Annotated in this window: 27 protein-coding genes and 1 tRNA gene; 22 read left to right on the forward strand and 6 right to left on the reverse strand. The window is 72.1% G+C overall.

Annotated elements, in window-relative coordinates; all coding sequences use genetic code 11:
- Positions 1–82 precede the first annotated feature (82 nt).
- Genes ileS through ndk form a run of 4 tightly spaced genes read left to right on the forward strand, consistent with a single transcriptional unit; the run spans position 83 to position 5,602 of the window.
- Entirely contained in the window at positions 83–3,379 is a 3,297-nt protein-coding gene (gene ileS, locus GJQ66_RS05895) for an isoleucine--tRNA ligase (protein ID WP_155048425.1), read from the forward strand.
- Positions 3,376–4,734, forward strand: coding sequence for a folylpolyglutamate synthase/dihydrofolate synthase family protein (locus GJQ66_RS05900; RefSeq protein WP_155048426.1), 1,359 nt, complete (start codon positions 3,376–3,378; stop codon positions 4,732–4,734). Before ileS ends, GJQ66_RS05900 begins: the two co-directional genes overlap by 4 nt.
- The gene (locus tag GJQ66_RS05905; RefSeq protein WP_368732719.1) at positions 4,731–5,132 is read left to right on the forward strand and encodes a DUF4233 domain-containing protein; all 402 of its coding nucleotides are present in this window, start codon (positions 4,731–4,733) and stop codon (positions 5,130–5,132) included. The genes GJQ66_RS05900 and GJQ66_RS05905 overlap by 4 nt, the downstream gene beginning before the upstream one ends.
- A gap of 53 nt (positions 5,133–5,185) precedes the next feature.
- Positions 5,186–5,602 (forward strand): nucleoside-diphosphate kinase, encoded by a 417-nt coding sequence (gene ndk / locus GJQ66_RS05910; protein WP_155048427.1) that lies wholly within the window; start codon positions 5,186–5,188, stop codon positions 5,600–5,602.
- Between the two features lie 66 nt (positions 5,603–5,668).
- Here ndk and GJQ66_RS05915 read toward each other — a convergent pair whose 3' ends face one another.
- On the reverse strand, positions 5,669–6,265 hold the full coding sequence (locus GJQ66_RS05915; RefSeq protein ID WP_155048428.1) for a vitamin K epoxide reductase family protein: 597 nt from the start codon (positions 6,263–6,265) through the stop codon (positions 5,669–5,671).
- A 292-nt stretch (positions 6,266–6,557) separates the two neighbouring features.
- Between GJQ66_RS05915 and GJQ66_RS05920 the strand changes: the two genes are divergently transcribed.
- On the forward strand, positions 6,558–8,888 hold the full coding sequence (locus tag GJQ66_RS05920; RefSeq protein WP_155048429.1) for an Rne/Rng family ribonuclease: 2,331 nt from the start codon (positions 6,558–6,560) through the stop codon (positions 8,886–8,888).
- A 17-nt stretch (positions 8,889–8,905) separates the two neighbouring features.
- Here GJQ66_RS05920 and GJQ66_RS05925 read toward each other — a convergent pair whose 3' ends face one another.
- The gene (locus GJQ66_RS05925; protein ID WP_155048430.1) at positions 8,906–9,178 is read right to left on the reverse strand and encodes a DUF4031 domain-containing protein; all 273 of its coding nucleotides are present in this window, start codon (positions 9,176–9,178) and stop codon (positions 8,906–8,908) included.
- A gap of 244 nt (positions 9,179–9,422) precedes the next feature.
- On the opposite strand from GJQ66_RS05925, the gene rplU reads away from it, so the two are divergent.
- From rplU to GJQ66_RS05975, 10 genes are all read left to right on the forward strand, one after another.
- Entirely contained in the window at positions 9,423–9,731 is a 309-nt protein-coding gene (gene rplU / locus GJQ66_RS05930; protein WP_166317856.1) for a 50S ribosomal protein L21, read from the forward strand.
- Positions 9,732–9,749: 18 nt separating this feature from the next.
- The gene (gene rpmA / locus GJQ66_RS05935; RefSeq protein ID WP_029149810.1) at positions 9,750–10,007 is read left to right on the forward strand and encodes a 50S ribosomal protein L27; all 258 of its coding nucleotides are present in this window, start codon (positions 9,750–9,752) and stop codon (positions 10,005–10,007) included.
- 129 nt (positions 10,008–10,136) lie between these two features.
- Positions 10,137–11,660: a GTPase ObgE gene (gene obgE, locus GJQ66_RS05940; RefSeq protein ID WP_155048432.1), complete on the forward strand. Its 1,524-nt coding sequence runs from the start codon at positions 10,137–10,139 to the stop codon at positions 11,658–11,660.
- Positions 11,657–12,505 carry a glutamate 5-kinase gene (proB, locus tag GJQ66_RS05945; protein WP_166317863.1) on the forward strand — a complete coding sequence of 283 codons (849 nt, stop codon included), beginning with the start codon at positions 11,657–11,659 and terminating at the stop codon, positions 12,503–12,505. Before obgE ends, proB begins: the two co-directional genes overlap by 4 nt.
- A complete protein-coding gene (locus GJQ66_RS05950) occupies positions 12,505–13,758 on the forward strand; it encodes a glutamate-5-semialdehyde dehydrogenase (RefSeq protein ID WP_155048433.1) in 1,254 nt (417 codons plus the stop codon). The genes proB and GJQ66_RS05950 overlap by 1 nt, the downstream gene beginning before the upstream one ends.
- Before the next feature lie 66 nt (positions 13,759–13,824).
- The gene (locus GJQ66_RS05955; protein WP_155048434.1) at positions 13,825–14,016 is read left to right on the forward strand and encodes a hypothetical protein; all 192 of its coding nucleotides are present in this window, start codon (positions 13,825–13,827) and stop codon (positions 14,014–14,016) included.
- Between the two features lie 8 nt (positions 14,017–14,024).
- The gene (gene nadD, locus GJQ66_RS05960) at positions 14,025–14,624 is read left to right on the forward strand and encodes a nicotinate-nucleotide adenylyltransferase (RefSeq protein WP_368732720.1); all 600 of its coding nucleotides are present in this window, start codon (positions 14,025–14,027) and stop codon (positions 14,622–14,624) included.
- Positions 14,621–15,610: a hypothetical protein gene (locus tag GJQ66_RS05965; protein ID WP_155048435.1), complete on the forward strand. Its 990-nt coding sequence runs from the start codon at positions 14,621–14,623 to the stop codon at positions 15,608–15,610. Before nadD ends, GJQ66_RS05965 begins: the two co-directional genes overlap by 4 nt.
- Before the next feature lie 20 nt (positions 15,611–15,630).
- Complete coding sequence (gene rsfS, locus GJQ66_RS05970) at positions 15,631–15,993, forward strand: ribosome silencing factor (RefSeq protein WP_155048521.1); 363 nt, start codon at positions 15,631–15,633, stop codon at positions 15,991–15,993.
- A 59-nt stretch (positions 15,994–16,052) separates the two neighbouring features.
- Positions 16,053–16,128 (forward strand) — tRNA-Ala (locus GJQ66_RS05975).
- A gap of 80 nt (positions 16,129–16,208) precedes the next feature.
- Here GJQ66_RS05975 and GJQ66_RS05980 read toward each other — a convergent pair.
- Both GJQ66_RS05980 and GJQ66_RS05985 read right to left on the reverse strand, forming a co-directional pair.
- On the reverse strand, positions 16,209–16,700 hold the full coding sequence (locus tag GJQ66_RS05980) for a hypothetical protein (protein ID WP_155048436.1): 492 nt from the start codon (positions 16,698–16,700) through the stop codon (positions 16,209–16,211).
- Positions 16,701–16,798: 98 nt separating this feature from the next.
- The gene (locus GJQ66_RS05985) at positions 16,799–17,839 is read right to left on the reverse strand and encodes an aromatic acid exporter family protein (RefSeq protein WP_155048437.1); all 1,041 of its coding nucleotides are present in this window, start codon (positions 17,837–17,839) and stop codon (positions 16,799–16,801) included.
- A 68-nt stretch (positions 17,840–17,907) separates the two neighbouring features.
- Here GJQ66_RS05985 and GJQ66_RS05990 point away from each other — a divergent pair, with 68 nt between their 5' ends.
- The 3 genes from GJQ66_RS05990 to GJQ66_RS06000 all read left to right on the forward strand — a co-directional run bounded on the left by GJQ66_RS05990 (position 17,908) and on the right by GJQ66_RS06000 (position 21,513).
- Positions 17,908–18,930: a nitronate monooxygenase gene (locus GJQ66_RS05990; RefSeq protein ID WP_230379324.1), complete on the forward strand. Its 1,023-nt coding sequence runs from the start codon at positions 17,908–17,910 to the stop codon at positions 18,928–18,930.
- Positions 18,931–19,141: 211 nt separating this feature from the next.
- Positions 19,142–20,506 (forward strand): hemolysin family protein, encoded by a 1,365-nt coding sequence (locus tag GJQ66_RS05995; protein WP_368732721.1) that lies wholly within the window; start codon positions 19,142–19,144, stop codon positions 20,504–20,506.
- Positions 20,503–21,513 (forward strand): CNNM domain-containing protein, encoded by a 1,011-nt coding sequence (locus tag GJQ66_RS06000; RefSeq protein ID WP_155048439.1) that lies wholly within the window; start codon positions 20,503–20,505, stop codon positions 21,511–21,513. Before GJQ66_RS05995 ends, GJQ66_RS06000 begins: the two co-directional genes overlap by 4 nt.
- A 9-nt stretch (positions 21,514–21,522) precedes the next feature.
- On the opposite strand, the gene GJQ66_RS15190 is transcribed toward GJQ66_RS06000, so the two are convergent.
- Both GJQ66_RS15190 and GJQ66_RS06005 read right to left on the reverse strand, forming a co-directional pair.
- A complete protein-coding gene (locus GJQ66_RS15190) occupies positions 21,523–21,648 on the reverse strand; it encodes a hypothetical protein (protein ID WP_268866069.1) in 126 nt (41 codons plus the stop codon).
- Positions 21,641–22,300 (reverse strand): DsbA family protein, encoded by a 660-nt coding sequence (locus GJQ66_RS06005; protein WP_155048440.1) that lies wholly within the window; start codon positions 22,298–22,300, stop codon positions 21,641–21,643. Before GJQ66_RS06005 ends, GJQ66_RS15190 begins: the two co-directional genes overlap by 8 nt.
- An 80-nt stretch (positions 22,301–22,380) precedes the next feature.
- Between GJQ66_RS06005 and GJQ66_RS06010 the strand changes: the two genes are divergently transcribed.
- The 4 genes from GJQ66_RS06010 to GJQ66_RS06025 are packed head-to-tail and all read left to right on the forward strand — an operon-like array spanning position 22,381 to position 26,196.
- Positions 22,381–22,662, forward strand: a complete 282-nt coding sequence (locus tag GJQ66_RS06010) for a SelT/SelW/SelH family protein (RefSeq protein WP_155048441.1) — start codon at positions 22,381–22,383, stop codon at positions 22,660–22,662.
- A gap of 14 nt (positions 22,663–22,676) precedes the next feature.
- Positions 22,677–24,986: an FdhF/YdeP family oxidoreductase gene (locus GJQ66_RS06015; protein WP_155048442.1), complete on the forward strand. Its 2,310-nt coding sequence runs from the start codon at positions 22,677–22,679 to the stop codon at positions 24,984–24,986.
- Position 24,987: 1 nt separating this feature from the next.
- A complete protein-coding gene (gene fdhD, locus GJQ66_RS06020) occupies positions 24,988–25,845 on the forward strand; it encodes a formate dehydrogenase accessory sulfurtransferase FdhD (protein WP_368732722.1) in 858 nt (285 codons plus the stop codon).
- An 18-nt stretch (positions 25,846–25,863) separates the two neighbouring features.
- A complete protein-coding gene (locus GJQ66_RS06025) occupies positions 25,864–26,196 on the forward strand; it encodes a DUF3817 domain-containing protein (RefSeq protein ID WP_368732723.1) in 333 nt (110 codons plus the stop codon).
- Positions 26,197–26,198 lie beyond the last annotated feature (2 nt).

The following is a 26,198-nucleotide window of genomic DNA, read 5'->3' on the forward strand; positions in this document are numbered from 1 at the left end:
CCGTCGCCGGGCGCAACGCGGGGTGGTACCGCGGCCGAGAGGTCGTCCCCGCAGTTCGCAGAAACCGAACTGCTGGAGAGAGATGACCTACCCCCTGAGCGCCTTCGGCCCCGCCGCCGAGCCCGTCACGCCATCGCCGCGCTTCCCCGACATCGAGCGGGGCATCCTCGACTTCTGGGCCGAGGATGACACCTTCCGCGCCTCGATCGCCCAGCGCGAGGGCGCCGACGAGTGGGTCTTCTACGACGGCCCGCCGTTCGCCAATGGCCTGCCGCACTACGGCCACCTCCTCACCGGCTACGCGAAGGACCTCTTCCCCCGGTTCCACACGATGCTCGGCCAGAAGGTCGACCGGGTGTTCGGGTGGGACACGCACGGCCTTCCCGCCGAGCTCGAGGCGATGAAGCAGCTCGGGATCACCGAAAAGAGCGAGATCGAGGCCATGGGCATCGACGCGTTCAACGCGAAGGCGCGCGAGTCGGTGCTGACCTACACCCGCGACTGGGAGGACTACGTCACCCGCCAGGCCCGCTGGGTCGACTTCGAGCGCGGCTACAAGACGCTGAACGCGACCTACATGGAGAGCGTCCTGTGGGCGTTCAAGCAGCTCTTCGACAAGGGGCTCGCGTACGAGGGGTATCGCGTCCTGCCGTACTGCTGGCGCGACCAGACGCCGCTGTCCAACCACGAGCTGCGCATGGACGACGACGTCTACAAGGACCGGCAGGATCCGTCGGTCACCGTCGCGTTCCCCTTCACGGGCGAGCGCGCCCAGGAGCTCGGCCTCACGGGCGTCGCGGCGCTCGCGTGGACGACGACCCCGTGGACACTGCCGACCAACGTCTCGCTCGCGGTCGGCCCCGACATCACCTACGTCGTCGTGCCGGTCGGCCCGGAAGGGGCAGCAGAGGGGCTGGGCGCCGCGCGCGTCCTCCTCGCTGAGGACCTCCTCGCGGGCTACGCGAAGGACCTCGGGTACGCCGAGCCGGGCGACGCGCTTGCGGCGGTGACGCAGCGGATCCGCGGATCCGAGCTGGAGGGCGTCACCTACGAGCCGCTGTTCGACTACTTCACCGACACCGAGGCGTGGGGGACGGAGAAGGCGTGGCGTGTGCTCGTCGACGGGTACGTCACGACGGCCGACGGCACGGGCGTCGTCCACCAGGCGCCCGCGTTCGGTGAGGACGACAAGCGCCTGAACGACGCCGCCGGGATCCCGACGATCGTCTCGGTCGGCGAGGACGGCCGGTTCCTCGACATCGTTCCAGACGTCGCGGGGAAGCTGTGGCTCGACGCGAACATGGACATCGTGCGCCTGCTGCGGGCCGACGGGCGCCTGCTGCGGCTGCAGTCCTACGTCCACAGCTACCCGCATTGCTGGCGCTGCCGGAACCCCCTGATCTACAAGGCCGTCTCGAGCTGGTTCGTGCGCGTCACCGACGTCAAGGACCGCCTCGTCGAGCTCAACGAGCAGATCGAGTGGGCGCCGGAGAACGTCAAGCACGGTCAGTTCGGCAAGTGGGTCCAGGGCGCGCGCGACTGGTCGATCAGCCGCAACCGCTTCTGGGGCTCCCCGATCCCCGTCTGGAAGTCGGACGACGCGAACTACCCCCGCGTCGACGCGTACGGATCCCTCGCCGAGATCGAGCGCGACTTCGGGCGCCTGCCGCGCAACGCGGACGGCGAGGTGGACCTCCACCGGCCCTACATCGACGACCTGACCCGCCCGAACCCGGACGACCCGACGGGCCGCTCGACGATGCGCCGCATCGAGGACGTGTTCGACGTGTGGTTCGACTCGGGGTCCATGCCGTTCGCGCAGGTGCATTACCCGTTCGAGAACAAGGAATGGTTCGACGCCCACGCCCCGGCCGACTTCATCGTGGAGTACATCGGCCAGACGCGCGGCTGGTTCTACGTCATGCACGTCCTCTCGGGCGCCCTGTTCGACCGCCCCGCGTTCACGGGCGTCTCCTGCCACGGCATCGTGCTCGGCAGCGACGGGCAGAAGATGTCGAAGTCACTGCGCAACTATCCCGACGTCAACGAGGTCTTCGACCGCGACGGCTCCGACGCCATGCGCTGGTTCCTCATGTCCTCCAGCGTCCTGCGCGGCGGGAACCTCGTCGTGACGGAGGAGGGGATCCGCTCGGGCGTGCGGGAGTTCCTCCTGCCGCTGTGGAACTCGTGGTACTTCTTCGCGACGTACGCGAACGCCGCGGGCTACGAGGCGACCGCGTCGACGGCGTCGACCGACGTGCTCGACCGCTACATCCTCGCGCTGACGGGGGAGCTCGCCGACACCGTGCGCGCCGACCTCGAGGCGCTCGACTCGACGACCGCCGCGGCCCGCCTGCGCGATTTCGCGGAGGTGCTGACGAACTGGTACATCCGGCGCTCGCGCGACCGCTTCTGGGAGGGCGTGACGGAGGATCCGCGCTCGCGCGAGGCGTTCGACACGCTGTACACGGTGCTCGAGACGCTCTGCCGCATTGCGGCGCCGCTCATCCCGCTCGTCTCCGAGCGGGTGTGGCAGGGGCTCACGGGCGGGCGCAGCGTCCACCTGACGGACTGGCCCGCGGGCGCGGACTTCCCCGCCGCGGACGATATCCGCTCGACGATGGACGCCGTGCGCGAGGCCTCGAGCGTCGCGAACGCGCTGCGCAAGCGCGAGAAGCTGCGCGTGCGGCTCCCGCTCGCGCGCCTTACGGTCGTGACCTCGGGCGCCGAGGGCCTGGCGCGGTTCGAGGACATCCTGCGCGACGAGCTGAACGTCAAGGCGGTCTCGCTCGACGAGCTCGCCGAGGACACCGCCGAGCGCTACGGCGTCGCGCGGCGCCTCACGGTGAATGCGCGCGCGCTCGGCCCGCGCCTCGGCAAGCAGGTGCAGCACGTGATCAAGGCGTCGAAGACGGGCGACTGGTCGGAGGAGGGCGGCGTCGTCACGGCCGGCGGCATCGCGCTCGAGGAGGGCGAGTACGAGCTCGCGCTCGACACGTCGGGTCGGCCCGCGGGCGAGGCGATCGCGACGCTGCCGGGCGGCGGCTTTGTCATCCTCGACACGGCGACGACGCCCGAGCTCGAGGCCGAGGGCCTCGCGCGCGACGTGATCCGCGCCGTGCAGGACACCCGCAAGAACGCCGGGTTCGAGGTGAGCGACCGGATCCGCCTGCAGCTGGTGTTCGCCGACGAGGCGGACGGATCCGCGGTGCGTCGCGCGTGGGACGTCGCGGGCGTGGCGGGGGAGACTCTCGCCACGAGCTGGACGATCGACGAGGGCGTCGCGGGCGCAGAGTTCGAGCAGACGATCGCAGGCGGCATCTACGCGAACGCGGGCGAGATCCGCATCGGCGTGGCGCGCGTGGAGGCGGCGCGATGACGGGCTCCGACGACGCGCGTCGCGCCGACGCGGTGTACGAGGCGCTCCTCGCCCGCGCGGGCGAGGCCTGGGTCGAGCCGCGGCTGGAGCGCACGGCGCGCCTGCTCGAGTATCTCGACAACCCGCAGCGGACCTACCGCGTCGTCCACGTCACCGGCACGAACGGTAAGACGTCCACGGCCCGCATCGTGGAGTCGCTCGTGCGAGCGCACGGGCTGCGCACGGGGCTGTTCACGAGCCCGCACCTCGTGCGGTTCACGGAGCGGATCCTCCTCGACGGCGAGCCGATCGGCGACGCGCAGGTCGCGGACGCGTGGGACGAGATCGCCCCGTTCCTCGACCTCGTCGACGCCGAGCTGGCCGCCGACGACCAGGCGCCCCTGACGTTCTTCGAGCTCATCACGGTGCTCGCCTTCGTGGCGTGCGCCGACGCGCCGGTCGACGTCCTCGTTCTCGAGGTCGGGATGGGCGGATCCTGGGACGCGACGAACACGGCGGACGGCGACGTCGCGGTGATCGCGCCCGTCGACCTGGACCACGCCGCGCGGCTGGGCGCGACGCGCGAGGCGATCGCCGAGGTAAAGGCCGGCATCATCAAGCCCGGCGCCGCCGTCGTGTCGGCTCGGCAGGAGCCGGGCGTGCAGGCGGTGCTGCGGCGCGTGGCCGCCGAGCGGGGCGCGTCGATCGCGTTCGAGGGGGCGGAGTTCGCCCTCGAGCGCGACGCGCTCGCCGTGGGCGGGCAGCTCGTGACGCTGCGCGGCCTCGCGGGCGCGTACGAGGAGGAGTACCTCCCGCTGTACGGGCACCACCAGGGCGAGAACGCGGCCCTCGCGGTCGCGGCCGTGGAGTCGCTCATTGGCGGCGGGCAGAAGATCGCCGCCGAGGTGTTCACGCAGGGGCTCGCGGAGGTCGCCTCACCGGGCCGCCTCCAGCTCGTCGGCACGCAGCCGACCGTCCTCGTCGACGCGGCGCACAACCCGCACGGCGCCCGCGCGCTCGCGGCGGCGCTGCGTGACGCCTTCGACTTCTCCGAGTGGGGCGTCGTCCTCGGCGCCATGGCCGACAAGGACCTCGCGGGTATCGTGGCCGAGCTCGCGCCGGTCGCGAGCCACCTCTTCGCGACCGAGAGCGACTCGGAGCGCGCGGCCTCCGCCGACGAGGTGGCGGACGCCGCCGAGGTCGCGGGGCTGCGCCCGACGGTCCACCGCGACGTCGCCGAGGCGGCCGAGGCCGCGCGCGCGTGGGCGGCGGAAAAGGAGGGCCGCGCCGTCGTGATCGCCGGATCCGTCGTGCTCGGCGGCGAGGCGATCGCGCTGGCCCGCGTCGAGGACTGGAAGTCGGGGTGGACCGCGTGAGCCCCCGGGAGCGCCGCTACCGCACGCTGCCCGAGAAGGTCGGATCCGTCGTCCTCGGCTTCGAGGCGATCGTCGCCTTCCTGGCGGGCCTCGTGATCTACGGCCTCGGCGCCCTGCCGGATCCGATCGCGCCGTGGTGGGGGATCGTGGCCGGGTCGGTCCTCCTCGTCCTCCTCGTGGCCACGAGCGGCACGCTGCGCTGGGCGTGGGGGCGCGCGCTGGGGTGGATCCTGCAGCTGGTCATCGCGGCGGGCGCGTTCTTCGTCCCGGCGATCCTCCTCATCACCCTCGTGTTCGGCGGCATGTGGGCGTTCGCGATGATCGGGGGCGCCCGCATCGAGGCCCGCGTCGCGGCGACGAGGCGGGAGGCCGACGCGCCGGACACGCCCGGCGCATAGGATCCGCGCGATAGGTTCGATGCGCCCCCCTCCCGACATAGGAAGGCATTGTCATGGCCACGGAAGAGACCCTCGTCCTGATTAAGCCCGACGGCGTCCGCCGCGGGCTCACCGGACAGATCCTCGCCCGCATCGAGGCGAAGGGCTACGAGCTCGTCGACCTGAAGAAGTTCACCCCGGCCCGCGAGCTCCTCGCGGAGCACTACGCGGAGCACGAGGGCAAGCCGTTCTACGAGCCCCTCGTGGAGTTCATGATGTCGGGCGACGTCGTGGCCGCGCGCGTGGCGGGTCACCGCGTCATCGAGGGCTTCCGCTCCCTGGCGGGCGCCACCGAGCCGACGACGGCCGCCCCGGGGACGATCCGCGGCGACCTCGGCCGCGACTGGGGCCTGAAGGTCCAGCAGAACCTCGTGCACGGATCCGACAGCCCAGAGTCCGCCGCGCGCGAGCTCGGCCTCTGGTTCGGCTGAGCCGCTGACGACGAAGGAGGGGCGCCGATCGGCGCCCCTCCTTCGTCGTTGTGCCACTGCCGGGGGTTAGAAGAAGAACGCCAAGAGGTGCAGGCGCAGCTCGGCGATGACCGCGATCGCGACGAAGGACACGGTCACGATGAGCGGGAGCCACCCCATCAGGGTGTCGGCGAGGCGCCGCACCGACTGGGGAAGGGGGATCGCCCCGATGCGGACGCTGTGGAGGAGCACCGCGTAGAACGACGGGATCGTGACGCTCCAGGTCACCATGCACCACGGGCACAGCGTCCCGATGACGAAGATGCTCTGCGCGATGAGCCAGCACACGAACCCGAACGCGAACGTCAGGCCGAGCGTGAAGAGCACCCAGAACCACTTCGCGAACCGGGCGCCGGCCAGGATGGCCATGCCGACGACGAGCGGCGCCATCCACCCGACGAGGCCGAGCAGCGGGTTGGGGAACCCGAACACGGACCCCTGCGCCGAGTCGAGGTTCGCGCCGCACTGCACGATGGGGTTGAAGTCGCACCCCGCGACGTGGTCGGGGTCGACGAGGGCCTCGAACTTCTCCAGGGTGAGCGCGAACGCCGCGCCCAGTCCGACGATGCCCGCGAGAACGAGCCAGATGGCGAGCCCGACGGGGCGCTGATGCGACTTCTGCATGCTCCCGATTCTTCCACTGTGCGCGGCGCCGAAGGCTGAGGACGGCGCGGCCGGAACATGCCGCGCGAGCGGATGGGTGCGCCGATCGCGGGCGAGGTGGGATAATGACTCGCGTAGCCTGCCCGCGCACGACGCGGGCTCGTGACGACGCAGAAGACTTCGGAGCAACGAACGCTCCGCGCGACGAGGGCCGAGAAGGCCGGTCGCAGACCGAAGAGCCGCTGACGCGCCCCGGGCGCATCGGCACGATTTTTCCGGGCGGGGATCCGCCCGTACAGGGAGTTCGCCAGAGATGGTCGAAGACAACACGACAGAACCGGACACGACGACGGAGACCGCGGCGGCGCCCGCTCCCGCGGAAGCGCCGGCGCCCGAGGAGCCGGACGCCGGGGCGCCCGCCGAATCCGACGCGGATCCGGACGCGCCCGAGCAGGGCGGCGAGCCTGCTGCCGAAGAAGCGGCCGAGCCCGCTGTCCCGACCGCCGTCTCGCTGGGCCTGATCCCCGCGGACTTCGTCTCGCAGGTATCCACGGCGCTGACCTTCCACGCACCCGACCTCCGTTTCCTGCCGGCGTTGCCCCCCCTGGAGGAGGACCGCGACGACGACGACCGTGCCTCGGGTGGCAACCGCTCGAGCCGCCGTCGCCGGCGCCGCGGCGGATCCGGCGACGGTGACGGCAACGACGAGGGCCGCGGTCGCGGCCGCGTCGTTGAGGTCGTCACGGAGCCGCAGCGGATCAAGGGGTCCACGCGCCTGGAAGCGAAGAAGCAGCGCCGCCGCGACGGCCGCGAGGCCGGCCGCCGCCGCACCGTGGTCACCGAGGCCGAGTTCCTCGCGCGCCGCGAGGCCGTCGACCGCCAGATGGTCGTGCGGACCCGCCCGAACCGCACGCAGATCGGCGTGATGGAGGACGGGGTCCTCGTCGAGCACTACGTGGCGCGCGCGCAGGACGCCTCGCTCATCGGCAACGTCTACCTGGGCCGCGTGCAGAACGTGCTGCCGAGCATGGAGGCGGCCTTCGTCGACATCGGGCGCGGCCGCAATGCCGTGCTGTACTCCGGCGAGGTCGACTGGGACGCCGTCGAGACGGGCAACCAGCCCCGCCGCATCGAGCTGGCTCTGAAGCCGGGCGACAAGGTGCTCGTGCAGGTGACGAAGGATCCCGTGGGCCACAAGGGCGCCCGCCTCACGAGCCAGGTCTCGCTGCCCGGGCGATACCTCGTGTACGTGCCGAACGGATCCATGAACGGCATCTCCCGCAAGCTGCCGGACACCGAGCGCGCTCGCCTGAAGAAGATTCTGAAGAAGGTGCTCCCCGAGTCCGCGGGCGTGATCGTGCGCACGGCCGCCGAGGGAGCAACCGAGGAACAGCTCACGCTCGACGTCAACCGCCTCACGCAGCAGTGGGAGCACATCGGCCGCCAGGTCGAGAAGGGCAACGCCCCGGCGCTCCTGCACAGCGAGCCCGACCTGCTCGTGAAGATCGTCCGCGACGTCTTCAACGAGGACTTCCAGAAGATGATCATCCAGGGCGAGGCGTCGCACGAGACGATCAGCTCCTACCTCGCCTCCGTCGCGCCCGACCTCCTCGAGCGCATCGAGGCGTACGAGGGCGAGGGGGATCCGTTCGATGAGTTCCGGATCTCCGAGCAGATCGAGAAGGCCCTCGACCGGAAGGTGTGGCTGCCCTCGGGCGGGTCGCTCGTCATCGACCGCACCGAGGCGATGACCGTGGTCGACGTCAACACGGGCAAGTTCGTCGGATCCGGCGGCAACCTCGAGGAGACGGTTACGAAGAACAACCTCGAGGCGGCCGAGGAGATCGTGCGCCAGCTGCGCCTGCGCGACATCGGCGGCATCATCGTGGTCGACTTCATCGACATGGTGCTCGAGTCGAACCGCGACCTCGTCCTGCGGCGCCTCGTCGAGTGCCTCAGCCGCGACCGCACGAAGCACCAGGTCGCCGAGGTGACCTCGCTCGGGCTCGTGCAGATGACGCGTAAGAAGATCGGGCTGGGCCTGCTCGAGACGTTCAGCGAGCCCTGCGAGGTGTGCGCCGGCCGCGGTGTGATCGTGCACCACGACCCGGTCTCGAAGCACCGCCCGGCGTCGTCCACCGGGGGTGGATCCGGATCCTCGCGCCGCTCGCGCGGCGGCAAGGGCCGGGGCGCGCAGCCGCAGAAGGACGCGCCCGCTCCGGAGAAGGAGCCGGCCCCGCACGTGAACACCGAGGGTGCGAAGTCCGCGCTCGCGAAGATCGCCGCCTCGTCGCGCCCGCACGACGAGGAGCCGCGGGAGCCGGCCGCCGCGCCGGCCGCCGCAGTGTCGCCGGCGTCGCTCGACCAGCTCGTGCTGCCCGAGGGTCCGCGCGGGGCCGAGGCCGCGGAAGACGGCGAGAAGCCGGCGCGCAAGCCCCGCCGTCGCCGCGCGAGCTCGGCGGGCGGATCCACCACGGCGGCCGCGGGCACGGGCCAGACCGCCTCGCTGCTCGACTCCGTCCTCGACGCGCTGCCCGAGCCGAAGGCCCCGGGTCAGGGTCGCGGCCGTCGGCGCGTGACGACCGCCGCCCTCGAGGGCACGGCCGTCTCTGTCACGAACGACCAGGCCCGGCGAGCCGAGTGAGGCGCCGCCCGGCGCGCTCAGCGCGTCGGGCGGTCCTTCGCGCGCACGCGCAGCCCGGAGGCGATGAGCGCGCGGGTCAGCTCGCCCGCGCTCACGCGCCGCGCGCCGGCCGCCACGAGCGCGTCGATGCGATCGGCCGGCACGTCGTAGTGGTCGAGGTCGAATCCTCGTCGCGGGATCCCCTGGGCGCGCGCGAACGCGTGCAGCTCCTCGAGGCTCGTGTCGCTCACGAGGTGCGACCAGAGCATGCCGTGCGCGGGCCACATGGGGGTGTCGACGAGAACGGTCATATGCACAAGAATACAACCCACGCGACGCGCCGGTCGTGTCGATTCCCGGTTTGGGAGAGAATCGGGTAGAGTTAACCGTTGGTGCGTCCCCGGTCGCGCGCTCTCCCACTGGCGGCGCGACAGAAGCCTTGCCGACGCGCTCGCACATCCAGTGCGACGCAAGCAACGTGCTGGGACACCCCAGACTTCCCGAGAGATTCGGATGGACCCCGCGGGGTTTGTCCCCAAGGAAACAGGTATCAACGTGGTTTACGCAGTTGTTCGCGCCGGTGGCCGGCAGGAGAAGGTCGAGGTCGGCTCGATCGTCACGCTCGACCGTGTCCAGGCTGCCGAGGGTGAGTCGATCGAGCTGCCCGCCGTCCTCTTCGTCGACGGCGACAACGTGACGACCGACGCCGACGCGCTGTCGAAGGTCACGGTCACGGCCGAGGTTCTCCAGGACCTCCGCGGGCCGAAGATCGTCATCCAGAAGTACAAGAACAAGACCGGCTACAAGAAGCGCCAGGGCCACCGTCAGGAGCTCACGCGCGTCAAGGTCACCGGCATCAAGTAATCCGGAGAGGCTTGAGGAATGGCACATAAAAAGGGCGCAAGCTCCACCCGCAACGGTCGTGACTCGAACGCGCAGCGCCTCGGCGTGAAGCGCTTCGGCGGCCAGGACGTCAACGCGGGCGAGATTCTCGTTCGCCAGCGCGGAACGCACTTCCACCCCGGCGCCAACGTCGGTCGCGGTGGCGACGACACGCTGTTCGCCCTCGCGGCGGGCGCGGTCGAGTTCGGCAACAAGGGCGGCCGCAAGGTCGTCAACGTGGTGGCCGCCGCCGAGTAATCGCGCGCATCACACGCAATCTGCATCCGGGAAGGGGGCGGGCTTCTGCTCGCCCCCTTTTCGCGTAGCGGGCGCACGCCCGCACGCGGCATCATGGGGCCACCCGGCCCCGTTTCGAGAAGAGGCACCATGGTCACGTTCGTCGACGAGGTCACCCTGCACCTGCACGCGGGGAGTGGCGGCAACGGCTGCGTCTCCGTGCGTCGCGAGAAGTTCAAGCCCCTCGCGGGCCCCGACGGCGGCAACGGCGGCGACGGCGGCGACATCGTGCTCGTCGCGGACACGCAGACGACGACGCTGCTGAGCTACCACCACTCTCCGCACCGGAAGTCCGCCAACGGCGGCTTCGGGATGGGCGACATGCGCTCCGGCGCGCAGGGCGAGCCGCTCGAGCTGCCCGTCCCCGTGGGGACCGTGGTGAAGGATCCGTCGGGGGAGGTGCTCGCCGACCTCATCGAGCCGGGCATGCGCTTCGTCGCCGCGCCGGGCGGTCAGGGCGGTCTCGGCAACGCCGCGCTGTCCTCGCCCAAGCGCAAGGCTCCGGGCTTCGCGCTCCTCGGCACGCCCGGCTGGGAGGGCGACGTCCACCTCGAGCTCAAGACGCTCGCCGACGTCGCCCTGGTCGGCTTCCCCTCCGCGGGCAAGTCCAGCCTGATTGCGGCGATCTCGGCGGCGCGCCCGAAGATCGCCGACTACCCGTTCACGACCCTGCACCCGAACCTCGGGGTCGTGCAGGCCGGCGACGTGCGCTTCACGGTCGCCGACGTGCCCGGCCTCATCGAGGGCGCCTCCGACGGGCGCGGGCTCGGCCTGGAGTTCCTGCGCCACGTCGAGCGCTGTCAGGCGCTCGTGCACGTCCTGGACTGCGCGACGCTCGAGCCGGGCCGCGACCCGATGTCCGACCTCGAGACGATTCGAGCCGAGCTCGCGAACTACCCCGTGCCGGAGGGGCAGAAGCCGCTCCTCGAGCGCCCGCAGATCGTTGTTCTCAACAAGATCGACGTGCCGGAGGCCGAGGAGCTGGCCGCGTTCGTGCGCGGCGACCTCGAGGCGGCAGGCTACCGCGTCTTCGAGATCTCCACGGTCGCGCACCGCGGCCTGCGCGAGCTGACGTTCGCCCTCGCCGAGGTCGTCGCGGCGGAGCGCCTGGCGGCCCCCGTCGAGGCCGCGCCGGAGCGCGTGATCGTGCGCCCCAAGGGCGCCGAGCGCGAGTTCACCGTCGTGCGCGAGGGCGGCACGTACGGCGACATGTTCCGGATCCGCGGCGAGAAGCCCGAGCGCTGGGTCCAGCAGACCGACTTCCAGAACGACGAGGCCGTCGGCTTCCTCGCCGACCGCCTCGACAAGCTCGGCGTGGAGAACGAGCTCATCCGCGCGGGCGCGCAGCCCGGATCCCCCGTCGTCATCGGCGACGACGACGGGATCGTGTTCGACTGGGATCCCTCCCTGACCTCGGCCGCCGAGCTGACGGCGGCACCGCGAGGGACGGATCCGCGCCTCGACGGGAATCGTCGTCGCACGACGAACGAGCGCCGCGACGCATATAAGGCCAGACAGGACGCGCGTACCATCGAGCGCGCCCTGGAAGAGGAGCGTCGCCTCGCCCGGCACGGCGAGGAAGACGCGTACGAAGGGATGGATGGTAACCAGTGACGGCATACGCACGTCAGGACCTGGCAACCGCCAAGAGGATCGTCGTCAAGGTCGGCTCGTCGTCGATCTCGGGCGATGCCTCGTGGCGCATCGATATGCTCACCGACGCGATCGTCGAGGCGCGATCTCGCGGTCAGGAGATCATCCTCGTCTCGTCCGGCGCGATCGCGACCGCGGTCTCGCTCATGGACCTCGGCGAGGGCAAGCCCTCTGACCTCGCGACCCAGCAGGCCGCGGCGGCCGTCGGCCAGAACGTCCTCCTGTGGCGCTGGCAGTCGAGCCTGGACCGTTACGGGGTGCTCGCCGGTCAGGTCCTCCTGACGCTCAGCGACATGCAGAACAGCACGCCGCGCAGCAACGCCCGGCGCGCGATCGATCGGATGCTCACCCTCGGCGTGCTCCCCATCGTCAACGAGAACGACACGGTCGCGACGCACGAGATCCGCTTCGGCGACAACGACCGCCTCTCGGCGCTCGTGGCCCACCTCATGAAGGCCGACGCGCTCGTGCTCCTCAGCGACATCACCGCGCTGTACACCGCGCCGCCGGACCGCGAGGGATCCCGCCCGATCGACACGATCACCGCGGACGACGACCTGGCCGACTACGAGTTCGGCGGCAAGGTCGTCAACAGCGTCGGCACCGGGGGAGCGGCGACGAAGGCCACGGCCGGCCGGCTTGCCCAGGAGCACGGCGTCGGCGCGCTCGTCACGAGCGCCGACAACATCTCGGACGCGCTGGCCGGGCACCACGTGGGAACGTGGTTCGCCCCCGCGGTCGAGACCCACCCGAAGACGGAGGCGATCTCCGTCATCCTGCAGGACGACGAAGGCGAGGACCACTGATGACGACCGACGCCCCCGAGAGCCGCTTCGCCCTGGCGAAGGGCGCCACGCGCGAGATCGCGCGCCTGACGAGCACGCAGAAGGCCGACGCCCTCGGGGCGATCGCCGACGCCCTGGAGGCGCACGCGGATCGCATCATCGCGGCCAACGCCGAGGACCTCGAGCGGGGCCGCGCGAACGACATCGGCGACTCGCTGCTCGATCGCCTCGCGCTCACGACCGAGCGCGTGTCCGCGCTCGCCGACGCGACGCGCGAGGTCGCGGCGCTGCCGGATCCGGTCGGGCAGGTTGTGCGCGGCGAGCGGATGGCCAACGGCATCGCGCTCGAGCAGGTCCGCGTGCCGTTCGGCGTGGTGGGCGCGATCTACGAGGCTCGCCCGAACGTCACGGTCGACATCGCGGCGCTCGCGTTGCGCTCCGGCAACGCCGTCGTGCTGCGCGGCGGGAGCGCGGCGCTGTCGTCCAACATGGCGCTCGTGGAGATCATGCGTCAGGCGCTGGAATCCGTCGGCGTCACCCCCGAGGCGATTCAGACGGTGGACGAGTTCGGCCGCGAGGGCGCGAACGCGCTCATGCGCGGGCGCGGCTTCATCGACGTCCTCGTCCCGCGCGGGAGCGCGAGCCTGATCGAGACCGTCGTGACGAACTCCACCGTCCCCGTGATCGAGACCGGCGCCGGCAACGTGCACGTCGTGCTCGACGCGAGCGCCCCCGAGGACTGGGCGCGCGACATCTCTGTGAACTCGAAGACGCACCGCGTCAGCGTGTGCAACTCCGCGGAGACCATTCTCGTCGTGCGCGAGGCCGCCGAGCGGCTCATCCCGCAGGTGGCGCGCGCGCTCCAGGACGCGGGCGTGACGATCCACGGCGACGAGACGGTGCGCTCGCTCGCGAACGACGTCGTGCCGGCGACGGAGGAGGACTGGGAGACCGAGTACCTCAGCCTCGACGTCGCGATGAAGGTCGTGGAGAGCCTCGACGAGGCGATCGACCACATCGCGCGCTACAGCACGCATCACACGGAGACGATCGTGACCGCCGACGTGCGCGAGGCCGAGCGCTTCCTCGCCGAGGTGGATTCGGCCGCCGTGTACGTCAACGCCTCGACCCGCTTCACGGACGGCGGCGAGTACGGTTTCGGCGCCGAGGTCGGGATCTCGACCCAGAAGCTGCACGCGCGCGGCCCCATGGGGCTGCCGGAGCTGACGAGCACGAAGTGGATCGGCCGCGGTTCGGGCCAGATCCGACCCTGAGCGGTCGCCCCCGCCGCACGCGATAGGCTGTGAGGCAGAGTTTTTCCCTTCTTGATCGGAGTCAGGATGCAGTTCGCCTCCGCCGCCCTGAGCGTCGTCGCCGAGACCGGCGGTCACGAGAGCGTGGCCCTCGAGACCCTTCCCTACGGCATCGTCGCGCTCGCGGTCTTCGCCGTCGCCGGCATGGTCGTGGCCTCGTACCGCCACGTCGCGAACCGTCACGCGGATCCGGCCGAGCACGCCGACTCGTCGCACTAGGCGCCGGAGTGAGCGACACGTCGCGGCCTCCTCGCATCGGGGTGATGGGCGGCACGTTCGACCCCATTCACCACGGCCACCTGGTGGCCGCGAGCGAGGTCGCGACGTCGTTCGACCTGGACGAGGTGATCTTCGTCCCGACGGGCGAGCCGTGGCACAAGGCCGCGGTGTCTCCGGCGCAGGCGCGGTACGAGATGACCGTCATCGCGACGGCGTCCAACCCGCGCTTCACGGTCAGCCGCGTGGACGTGGACCGCGGGGGAGCGACGTACACGGTCGACACGCTGCGCGAGCTGAGGCGTGAGCGGCCAGACGCCGAGTTCTTTTTCATCACCGGGGCCGACGCCGTGGCGCAGATCCTCAGCTGGCGCGACCACGACGAGCTCTGGGAGCTCGCGCACTTCGTGGCCGTGTCCCGCCCCGGGCACGTCTTGGACACCGGGGATCTGCCGCGCGATCGCGTCAGTCGCCTCGAGATCCCGGCTCTCGCGATATCGTCGACTGACTGCCGCGATCGCGTCTGGCGCGGGTTGCCCGTCTGGTATCTCGTTCCGGACGGCGTCGTCCAGTACATCGCGAAACACCATCTTTATCGGAGTAGGGCATGAGCACATCCGGCGAGCAGGGGCACCGACCGCTGACGCGGCGCGAGCTGCGAGAGCTGCGCGCCCACGGGGGCGAGCAGGCCGTCGCCGCGGCCACGGCCGCCGCGCAGACGGGACCCGCGGTCGTCGCGAGCACCCAGACCGAGGAACAGGCCTCGGAGCGGCGCCCGCTCACGCGCCGGGAGATCCGCCGTCTGCGGACGAACGAGGTTCCCGTCATCCCGACGACGGACACCGGATCCGTCGTCGAGACGCCGGAGAAGGCCGCCGGGCCCGCGGGGACCGAGGACGCGCCCGTTCCCACCGCGGCGGCGGAGATCGTCGAGGAGGCTCCCGCGGCCGAGGCGCCGCAGGCGGACGACCCCGCCGAGGAGCTCGAGGTCGTCACCGAGGTGCCGTCCTCGCCCCGCCCCGACGAGGACCCTGCCGGCGTGACCGGCGAGGAGCCCGGGACCCCGACCGTGGCGTTCGACGCGAGCGCGTACTTCGCCGAGACCGAGGCGCCGGCCGCGCCGGAGGCGCACGAGCCCCCCGCCGACACGACCGTGGGCGACGTCGTCACGGAGGTGCCGAAGCTCGACCCCGCGTTCGGCGAGCACATCGGGCGCGGCCCATCGGCGCCGGCGGCGCGATCCTTCGACGACCTGCTGGACCAGTACGCCACCACGTCCCCGAGCTCGATCATCATGACGAGCTCGCACCGCCTCCCCGAGGGGCTGGGCTCGACGGGTGCGGCCCTCGGCACCACCGACGGCCGCGAGGTCGACGCGGTCCTGATCGACGGCGAGCTGCCCGCGCATTCCTCGCCCACGCCGATCGCGGCGTCCGCCGCGATTTCGACGCAGAAGAGTGCGGGTGACGTGATCCGGCCCCCCGCGCCGGAGAAGGGCCGCGGCCTCGTGTTCGCGCTCGGCATCACGGCCGGCGTCCTCGGCATTGTTGTGGTGGGGAGCCTCGCCACCGCCTACTTCATGGGAGTCTTCAACTAGTGAACGCCTCGTCCTCGGACATGCTGCAGATCGCGGCCGTCGCCGCCGACAAGATGGGCGGCGAGGAGCTTGTCGCCCTCGATGTCTCGCAGCCGATGCCGCTCGCCGACATCTTCTTCATCGTGACGGGCCGCTCGGAGCGCAACGTCGCGGCGATCTCGGACGAGATCGAGCGCGAGCTGCACCAGGCCGGCCACAAGCTGCTGCGCCGCGAAGGGAAGGCCGAGGGGCGCTGGATCCTCTGCGACTTCGGCGACCTCGTCGTGCACGTGTTCCATCGCGAGGAGCGCGAGTTCTACGGCCTGGAGCGCCTGTGGAAGGACTGCCCGACGGTGCCGTTCGAGCTGCCGACACGCCCGTCGGTCGAGGCCGATTTCGCCTGACTCCGGCGGGTGTTGTAAGCTTATTGAGTTGCCCGCGAGGGCGAACAACTCAACAAAATGGGCCCATGGCGCAGCTGGTAGCGCACCTGCATGGCATGCAGGGGGTCGGGGGTTCGAGTCCCCCTGGGTCCACCACGAAGCCCCCGGTTCGCCGGGGGCTTTTTCGTGCGCCTGCGCGGTCGGGCGGGGTCCGGCCGCACCGGACCCCGCCCGCATCAGTGCTCGGTGAGCTCCGTGCCCTCGCGCGGCGTCGCGTGCCCGCCCGAGTAGTCGGGGCGGGCCGGCTGCTCGGGCTGGTCCGAGAGTTCGCCGCCGTTGCGACCGCCGTACGGGCGGCCGTGGTCGGCGTACTCGTCGCGGGCGTAGACGAACGCCCACGCGCCGGCGGTGAAGCGCGCGCCCGTGCGGAGCGTCTCCGTGCGGTCGCCGGGGTGCGTCCCCGCGGCGTCGGGATTCGCGTTCATCTCGCCCTCCCCGTGCAGGGTGAGGACATACTCGTCCCGGTCGTCGTGCGTGATCGTCGCGTGCAGGGCGTCGGTCCCCTCCAGGCGGAGTGTGCTGCCGGCGGCCGACCCGATCGTCGTGTCGTCGTCCGCCAGCGCGTGCTCGAATCGCTCGTCGCCCCGCGAGACGCGCAGGCGCGGGTGGCCCGCACCCCATTCCGAGTGCGTGGAGACCCCGGTGCCGTCGTCGACCTGATCGTTCATCGTGCGATCCCTCCTCGGTGCGGCGCCTCCTCGAATCCGAGGCGCGTAGGTGGGCGCCAGACTATCCGGTGTCCGTGTTCCCGTGGCGCGGTATCCCGCTATGCGTCGCCGGTGAGCTCCTCGTGGATCCGCCGCAGGTCCTCGAGGAGTGCGCCCGCGAGGATCCAGTTCGCGTCCGAGGGGGTCACGACGCGCAAGGGGCGGGTGAGCGCCGGGACGGTCGTCGTTTCGGGGGCCGCGGCGGCGGCCGTCGGGGTACGGCGGAGCGTCAGACGCACGTCGTGGGCGGCGCGCCGGAGCTGTTCGGCGATATCGGCGAACACGGGCTCGGCGCTGATTGCGTCGTCGTAGCGGTCGTAGAAGGCGCGGCTCATACCGATCACCTGGGTCACGACGGGGGAGAGGGTCTCGAGCACCCGCTCGACCTCGTCGAGCTCGCGCCGGTGCCGGCGTCCCCGCGGGTTGAGCGCGAGCGAATCCCGCGCGTCCTCGATGGCCGTCTCGGCCCGGTCGCGCATCGGGCGGAGCAGGCGCGCGGTCAGGAGCAGCTCCTCGCGCCGCGCCGGTTCGACGGGGGAGGCGAGCGCGTCCGCGAGGCGCTCGAGCGTGGCCGCGAGCTCCTCGCCCAGGCCGTCCAGCGCCCGATGCGCGGGCGCGACCGCTACGGGGGGAACGATCGCGAGGTTCACGACGAAGCCAATCGCGGCGCCCACGATGGTCTCCACGACGCGCGCGACCGCGTAGTCCGGCGTCGCAGCTCCGAGGGCGAGCACGAGGAGCGCGCTGATGCCGACCTGGTTTGTCGTTCCCGGCGTCATCCTGAGCGCCCACGCCGCGAGGAGCGCGACGGCGATGGCGAGAATGAGGACCCAGGTGGCGGATCCGAACGCGAGCCCGAGCGCCGAGGCGATGACGACGCCGACGAGCACGCCGGTCGATCGCTCGATCGCCTTCGTCATCGACTGGCTCACGCTCGGCTGGACGACGAGCAGCGCCGCGATCGCCGCGAACACGGGCGGCGGCCCGTCGGGGATGAGGAGCAGCGACAGCCCCCACGCCGCCAGAGTCGCGACGGCCGACTTCGCGACCTGCACGAGCGGCGCCCGGCGCGCGGCGCGGATCGCGGGAAGCACCCTCATGCTGCCCACGGTAGTCCGCGACACAATGGATCCGCGCCTCCCGCGCGCTCTCCACGGAAAGGTGACCCATGACGCCGTTCGATGCCGCGCTCCCTCTCGCCGCCGCACCCATGGCCGGGGGCCCGTCGACCCCGGAGCTCGTGCGGGCGGTGTCCGCCGCCGGCGCGTTCGGGTTTCTTGCCGGGGGTTATCGGTCGGCAGAGCAGCTCGCGGCAGACATCGACGAGGTGCGCGGCGACGCGCCCGCGTTCGGCGTCAATCTCTTCGTTCCCTCGGGCGCGCCGTGCGACGCGGACGAGGTGCGCGCCTACGCGCGCCGGCTCGAGGAGGACGCCCGGCGGGCCGGGGTGGCGCTCGACCCCGATCGCGCGCTCGTGCCCGATGACGACGCGTGGGACGACAAGCTCGCGCTGCTCCGCGCACATCCCGTGCCGGTCGTGTCGCTGACCTTCGGCCTCCCGTCTGCCGCCGACATCGCCTCCCTCCGGAGGGCGGGATCCGTCGTCCTCGCGAGCGTGACCACGCCCGCCGAAGCCCGTCTCGCGGAGGAGGCCGGCGTCGACGGGCTCGTCGTGCAGGGCCCGCGCGCGGGCGGGCACAGCGCCTGCTTCGACCCCCGACGGACGCCGACGGACGCGGCGACGGCCGACATCGTGCGGACCGTGCGCGCGTCGAGTGCCCGTCCCCTCGTCGCGGCCGGGGGGACGGGCGGCGCGCCCGACGTCCGCGCGCTCCGCGCGGCCGGCGCCGACGCCGTCGCGGTCGGGACGCTGTTTCTGACGGCCGACGAGGCGGGCACGTCGTCGACGCACCGGCGGGCGCTTGCGGATCCGCGGTTCGACGAGACCGTTCTCACCCGCGCCTTCACGGGCCGTCCGGCGCGCGCGCTCCGCAACGCGTTCGCCGACCGCCACGGGAACGCCGCTCCCGCCGCCTACCCCGCCGTGCACCACCTCACGCGGGGCCTGCGCCGGGCGGCGGGCGCGAGCGGCGACCCCGAGGCCCTCCACCTGTGGGCCGGGACGGGGTACCGCGCGGCGGTCCGGGCGCCGGCTGCGGACATCGTCGCGTCCCTCGCCGAGGGTGTGTGAGGCCTGGGGGACGCCCCGTCGGGCGCCTGCTACAGTCGATCCACCCGGCGACCCGCGAAGGACGCGGGCCCCGGTACTCAGGAGAGTGAACACCGCTGATGGACTCGTCCGCGAGCCCGGGGTCGTCGCAAGACGGCCCGTCCCATAGTCCGACCTCCTTTCTTTCCGCGCGCTGGCCGCGCGCGCCCCGCGGCCGGGCGGTGATCTGCTCGTGATCGCCGCGATCCTCACCCTCCTCCTCGGAATCGTTCTCAGCGGCATCATCATCGCTGCCAACGGCTACTTCGTCGCGCAGGAGTTCGCGTTCATGTCCGTCGACCGGTCGGCGCTGCGCGCCCAGGCCGAGGCGGGCGACGCGCGGGCGCGCCGCGCCCTCGCCGTCACGAAGCGCACCTCGTTCATGCTCTCGGGGGCGCAGCTCGGCATCACGATCACGGGCCTCCTCGTCGGGTACGTCGCCGAGCCCCTCATCGGCGCCTCGATCGGCACCCTCCTCGGCGGCGCCGGTATCCCCGCGGGGGTGAGTATCGCCGTCGGGACCATCGGCGCGCTCGCGCTCGCGACCGTCGTGCAGATGATCTTCGGCGAGCTCTACCCGAAGAATCTCGCCATCGCGAGCCCCGGGCCGCTCGCCCGGCGCCTCGCGGGATCCACGCTCGCGTACCTGACAGTATTCGGCTGGCTCATCGCGGTCTTCGATCGGGCCGCGAACCTCCTCCTGCGCGCGCTCCGGATCGCGCCCGTGCACGACGTCGACGCGAGCGCGACCCCGCACGACCTGCGGCGCGCGGTCGCGGATTCGCGTGCGAGCGGGCACCTCCCCGAGGACCTCTCCACGCTCATCGACCGCGTGCTCGATTTTCCCGAGCGCGACGTGGAGCACGCGATCGTCCCGCACTCCCGCGTGCGCACGCTCGCGCCCGACACGACGATCGCCGCGGCTCGCGCCGAGATGGCGGGCGGGCACACGCGCTACCCCGTCGTGTCCGCGGAGGACTCGCCGGTCGGCGTCGTGGAACTCATCGACGTCCTCGCGGCGACGGATCCGTCCTCGCCCGTGGCGGGCATTATGCGCGCCCCGGTCGTCGTGCCGGTCGTCATGGCGCTCCCCGACGCCCTTGCCGCCATGCGCGAGGCGCGCTCGGAGCTCGCGTGCGTCGTCGACGAGTTCGGCGGGTTCGCGGGGATCGTGACGGTCGAGGACTTGGCCGAGGAGCTCGTCGGCGAGCTCACCGACGAGCACGACGACTCTCCGCCGGCCGGGATCGCCGCGGACGGATCCGGCTGGATCGTCGATGGCGAGACGCCCCTCGATGAGGTCGAGCGCGCGATCGGCGCCTCGTTCGCACCGGGCGAGGCGGAGACGTTCGCGGGCCTGCTGATCGCCGAAACGGGCGCCCTCCCCGCCGCGCGGGACGTGATCGACATCCCGCTCGAGCCCGACCCGGACGACCTCGTCTCGGCCGCGCACACGCGGCGGGTCCTGCGCGTCGAGGTGCTCGAGCTCCGCCACCACGTGCCAGCCCGGGCCCGGGCCGAGCGTACGACGACAACCGACCCGGAGGGGGAGCGATGAGCGCGTTGGACGGCTGGCTGACCGCGGCCGCGACCGCGGCGCTGATCGCGGCGAGCGCGTTTTTCGTCGTGATCGAGTTCGCGCTCCTGGGCGCGCGTCGGCACCGCCTGGAGGAGGACGCGCCCCGGAGCGCCGCCGCCCGCGCGGCGCTGCGCGGCATGAACGAGCTGACGATCATGCTCGCTGTCGCGCAGCTGGGGATCACGGTGTGTACGTTCGCGCTGGGCGCGGTCACGAAGCCCGCCGTGGACAAGGCCTTGGGGCCGTTGCTCGCCGCAGTCGGCCTGCCGGGCTGGTTCGCCGACTCCGCGGCGTTCGTCCTCTCGCTGCTCCTCGTGACCTTCCTCCACCTCGTCGTCGGGGAGATGGCGCCGAAGTCCTGGGCGATCGCGCATCCGGAGCTCGCCGCGAAGACGATCGGGCTCCCGGCTCGGGCGCTCGCGCGCGTCTTCCACCCGATCCTGTCCTGGATCAACCGGATGGCGAACAGGCTCGTGAGCGCGAGCGGCGTCGAACCCGTCGATAGCGCGGCCGTCGGCGGTCAGGACGCCGCGACGATCCGCCAGCTCGTTGAGCACTCGGCCGCCTCCGGCACCCTCGATGCGAGCCACGAGGCGCGCCTGGCCGCCGTCCTGGACCTTCCGAGCCTCACGCTCGGCGATATGGTTGCGGGGCGCGCGGCGACGGCGGTGGCGCGCGACGCGACGATTCGCGACGTGCAAGAGGCCGCGCTCGCCTCGGGACACCTCCGGATCCTCGTCGCGCGAGACGAGGACACGCCCGGCGTCGTGCACGTGCGCGACACGCTCGACCAGGACGAGAGCGCCCCCGCGGCCGCGCTCGTGCGGGATCCGCTCGAGATGGCCGGGACGACGCTCGCGTCGGACGCGCTCGCGCGGATGCGCCAGAGCGGGGAGCAGCTCGCCGTCGTGACGTCCGGCGGAGGCATGACGGGTGTCGTGACGGTCACGGACCTCGTCGATCGGATCCTCGCGCCCGGCGCGTAGGACCGGCGGTCAGTCCGCCGCGGGTCCCGGATCCGCGGCGGACGGGACGTGACACACCCCGGTCTCCGCGTCGCAGATCATCGCGTCGGGCGCGGCGAACAGAGCCAGGCCCGGTCGCTCCTCCGGCTCAGGCAACGCCGGCCCCCAACGCCTGCGCGATCGCCTGGCCGTACATCTCGGTGGGGACCGCCCCCGGGATCCCGAGGCGTCGGTCGAGCACGGTGAAGGGCACCCCGCGCGCGCCGAGCGCCTGCGCCTCGGCCTGGTCGGCGCGCACCTCGTCGGCGAAGCGATCGGACGCGAGCACGTCGCGCACCTCGGCCTCGGGAACGTCCGCCTCCGCGGCGATCCGCACCGCGGTCTGGGGATCGAAGGCGTCGGGGCTCCCGCCGAACAGCTCGGCCTGCATCGCCTTCATGACGCGCCACCCGGCGCCGAAGGTGTCGGCCAGCTTCACGACGCGCAGCAGGTCGAGGGTGTTCTGCACGGCGTGCTCGACCTCGTACGCGAGGCCTTCCTCGTGGGCGAGCTTCTGGACGTTCTCTTCCATGCCGCGGGCCTCGTCGACCGAGGTGCCGTACTTTTCCGCGAGATACGCGACCGTCGAGCGCGGCTCCGACGGCGCGGTGGGATCCAGCTGGAAGGCGCGCACGCGCACGCGGATGTCGTCTTCGCGGCCCGAGGCCGCGATCGCCTTTTCGAGTCGTTCGTCGCCGATGTAGCACCAGGGGCACAGCACGTCGCTCCACACCTCGATGTCGAGGGGGCGGCCGGAATCGTTGGTCATGGGGCTCCGTCTCGTCGTTCTCGTGGGTCAACACGCGCCGCGGGGATCCTATTCCGCTCGCGGCATGCCACGCTGAGGGCATGGCCGATCCTCGCATCGAAATCACGTTCTGCACCCAGTGCAAGTGGCAGCTGCGCGCGCAGTGGTACGCGGGGGAGCTGCTCCAGTCGTTCCCCGAGGAGATCGGCGAGGTCGCGCTCGTCCCGGCGACGGGCGGCGTGTTCCGCGTCGACATCGGCGAAGCGCGCGTGTGGAACCGCAAGCGGGACGGCGGCTTCCCGGAGATCACCGAGCTGAAGCGGCGCGTGCGCGACATCATCGCCCCCGAGAAGTCGCTCGGCCACGCCGACCGCTCCGGCTGATCTAGCATGGCGCCATGGTGACGCGGCCCCCGACGGAAGACATCGACGAGTCCCGGATCGAGGTCGGGCCGCCGAAGCGGCGCGCGGTCGGGGTGCCGGCCGTTCTGCACGCGCTCCAGATCGCCCGCGACCAGATGGGGTTGGCGCGCAGCGCCCAAACGCTCCTGCGGGTGAACCAGAAGAACGGGTTCGACTGCCCGGGATGCGCCTGGCCCGAGGAGGATCGCCGCCACGCCGCCGAGTTCTGCGAGAACGGGGCGAAGGCGGTCGCCGAGGAGGCGACCCTCCGGCGCGTCGGCGCCGACTTCTTCCGCGAGCACGCCGTCGCCGAGCTCCGCGCGCACGACGACTACTGGCTCGGGCAGCAGGGCCGGCTGACCGAGCCCGTCCTGCTCGAGGAGGGCGCGACGCACTACCGGCCCGTGTCGTGGGACGAGGCGCTCGACGAGGTCGCGGGCGCGCTTCGCGCCCTCCCCGACGCGAACGAGGCCGTCTTCTACACGTCCGGCCGCGCGTCCAACGAGGCGGCCTTCGTCTACCAGCTCCTCGTGCGCGGGTTCGGGACGAACAACCTCCCGGACTGCTCGAACATGTGCCACGAGTCGAGCGGATCCGCCCTCACGGAGACCCTTGGGATCGGCAAGGGAACGGTGTCGATCGACGACATCCACGACGCCGACCTGATCATCGTGGCCGGCCAGAACCCGGGGACGAACCACCCGCGCATGCTCGGCGCCCTCGAGAAGGCCGTGCACCGCGGGGCGAGCGTCATCGCGGTCAACCCCCTGCCGGAGGCGGGGCTCATCCGCTTCGACAACCCGCAGACGCCCCGCGGCGTCCTCCTCGGCGGGACGCCGATCGCCGGGGACCTCGTCCAGATCCGCCTGGGCGGCGACCAGGCGCTGTTCCAGGCCATCGGTAAGCACCTCCTGGAGCGCCACGCGGACACGGGCGACGTCGTCGACGAGGAGTTCGTCGGCCGGCACACCTCCGGGTTCGCCGAGTACGCGCGGGCGATGGCCGCCGTCGAGTGGGACGGGCTCGAGCGCGCCACGGGGCTCACCGAGGACCGCATGCGCGGCATCGCGGAGCGCGTGCGCGGATCCGGGAAGACGATCGTGTGCTGGGCCATGGGGCTGACCCAGCACCGCCACTCCGTGGCGACGCTGCGCGACGTCGTGAACGTGCTCCTGCTGCAGGGCAACATCGGCCGCCCCGGCGCCGGGGTCTGCCCCGTGCGCGGGCACTCGAACGTCCAGGGCGACCGCACCATGGGCATCTACGAGAAGCCCGCCGAGGGCTTCCTCCGCGCCCTCGACGAGGAGTTCGCCTTCACCGCGCCGCGGGCGCACGGGTTCGACACCGTGGGCGCGATCCGCGCGATGCGCGACGGCGACGTCGGCGTCTTCTTCGCTCTCGGCGGCAACTTCGTCAGCGCGACCCCCGACACGGGCGTCGTCGAGCAGGCGATGGCGCGCGTCGGGCTGACGGTGCACGTCTCGACCAAGCTCAACCGCTCGCACGTCGTGACCGGCCGCCGGGCGCTCATCCTGCCGACGCTCGGCCGTACCGATCGGGACGCGCGGCGCGGCGGCGACCAGCGTGTGACCGTCGAAGACTCGATGGGCGCCGTGCACGCCTCGCGCGGGCGTCTGGATCCGCCCGCGGACGACCTGCCGAGCGAGGTTGCGATCCTCGCCCGGCTGGCCGCGCGCCTGTTCCGCGGGCGGGAGAACGCGCCCCGCGCCGACTGGGAGGCGCTGGAGGGCGACTACGGCGAGATCCGCGCCCGCATCGCGCGCGTCGTCCCGGGATTCGACCGCTTCGAGGAGCGCATCGAGAAGGGGCGGACGTTCTTCCTGCCGAACGGCCCGCGCGACGCGCGGCGGTTCGACACCGCCTCGGGGCGCGCGATGTTCACGGCGAACGCGCTGGAGTACCCGCGGATCCCCGCGGGGCGCGTGCTCCTCCAGACCCTCCGATCGCACGATCAGTACAACACGACGATTTACGGCAAGGACGATCGCTACCGCGGCATCCGTGGCGGGCGGCGGGTCGTGCTCGTCCATCCGGACGACATCGAGGCGGCCGGCGTCGTCGATGGCGAGATCGTCGACATGGTCTCGGAGTGGGAGCGGCCCGACGGATCCGTCGAGGAACGCCGCGCGGAGCGCTTCCGCGTCGTGGCGTACGACACGCCCCGCCGGAACGCGGCCGCGTACTATCCCGAGACGAACGTGCTCGTGCCGCTGGACTCGACCGCGGACGTCAGCGGCACGCCGACCTCGAAGGCCGTGGTCGTGCGGCTCGAGACGCGGGGCTGACGTGGGGCGGATCGTCACGCGCCGCCCCGTCACGCGCGTCGTCGTCGGCGAGGGCGCGCGGCGTCGGCCGGACGCGCTCGCCGTCGAGGAGCCGCTCGAGATTCGGGTGGGAGGCGAGGCCTTCGCCGTGACGATGCGCACGCCCGGCCACGACGTCGAGCTCGCGACAGGCTTCCTCCTGTCGGAGGGGATCCTTCGCGGCGCCTCCGACATCGCGGGCGCGATTCACTGCGGCGGGCCGGGGACGGGCGGCGAGGGCAACACCTACAACGTGCTCGACATCACCCTGTCCCCGGACGCGCCCCGGCCCCCGGCGGGCGCCGCTCGCCGGACCTACACGACGAGCTCCTGCGGCGTCTGCGGCACGGCCTCGATCGATGCCGTGCGCACGGCCTCGCCGTTGGACGTCGCGGGGGATCCCTCGCGCGTGCAGGCCGCGGCGATCGCGGCGATGCCCAGAACGATCCGCGCCGCGCAGGCGGCCTTCGACAAGACCGGCGGGATCCACGCCGCGGCGCTGTTCGACGTCGCCACGGGCGACATGATCGCGCTGCGTGAGGATGTCGGGCGGCACAACGCGGTGGACAAGGTGCTCGGGTGGGCCGCGATCAACGGGCGCCTCCCGCTCGGCGGCCACGCGCTCATGGTGTCCGGCCGCGTCGCCTTCGAGATCGTGCAGAAGGCGTTCGTGGCGGGCGTGCCCATCGTCGCCGCGGTGTCGGCGCCCACCTCGCTCGCCGTAGAGCTCGCGGCGGAGGCGGGCATGACCCTGGTCGGTTTCGTGCGCGGTGACACGATGAACGTCTACGCGCGTGCCGACCGCGTGATCGGTGCGGATCCCGGCGGGCCGTCAGGATAAGGCGGGCAGAATGGCGGGGTGAACACGGCTCTCGCTCCCGTCCGCATCGGAACACTCGGTCGCGCGTGGGCGGTGATCGCAACGGTCGAGGCCATCACCTGGGCCGGGCTCTTGATCGGCATGCTCATCAAGTACCCGCTCGCCGGGACGCCGATGGTCGTGACGATCTTCGGGTCGCTGCACGGGGCGGCGTTCATCGCGTACGGGCTCCTCACGCTCGTGGCAGCGGTCCGGCTGCGGTGGGGATGGTGGCCGACGCTCGCGGCGCTCGCGTGCGCGATCCCGCCGTTCGCGACGATCGCGGTGGAGGTGTGGTTCGCGCGCACCGGCCGCCTCCGCCCGCGCGCCTAGGC

It is taken from the genome of Microbacterium sp. ZXX196 (assembly GCF_009709595.1).
Taxonomy (GTDB): domain Bacteria; phylum Actinomycetota; class Actinomycetes; order Actinomycetales; family Microbacteriaceae; genus Microbacterium; species Microbacterium excoecariae.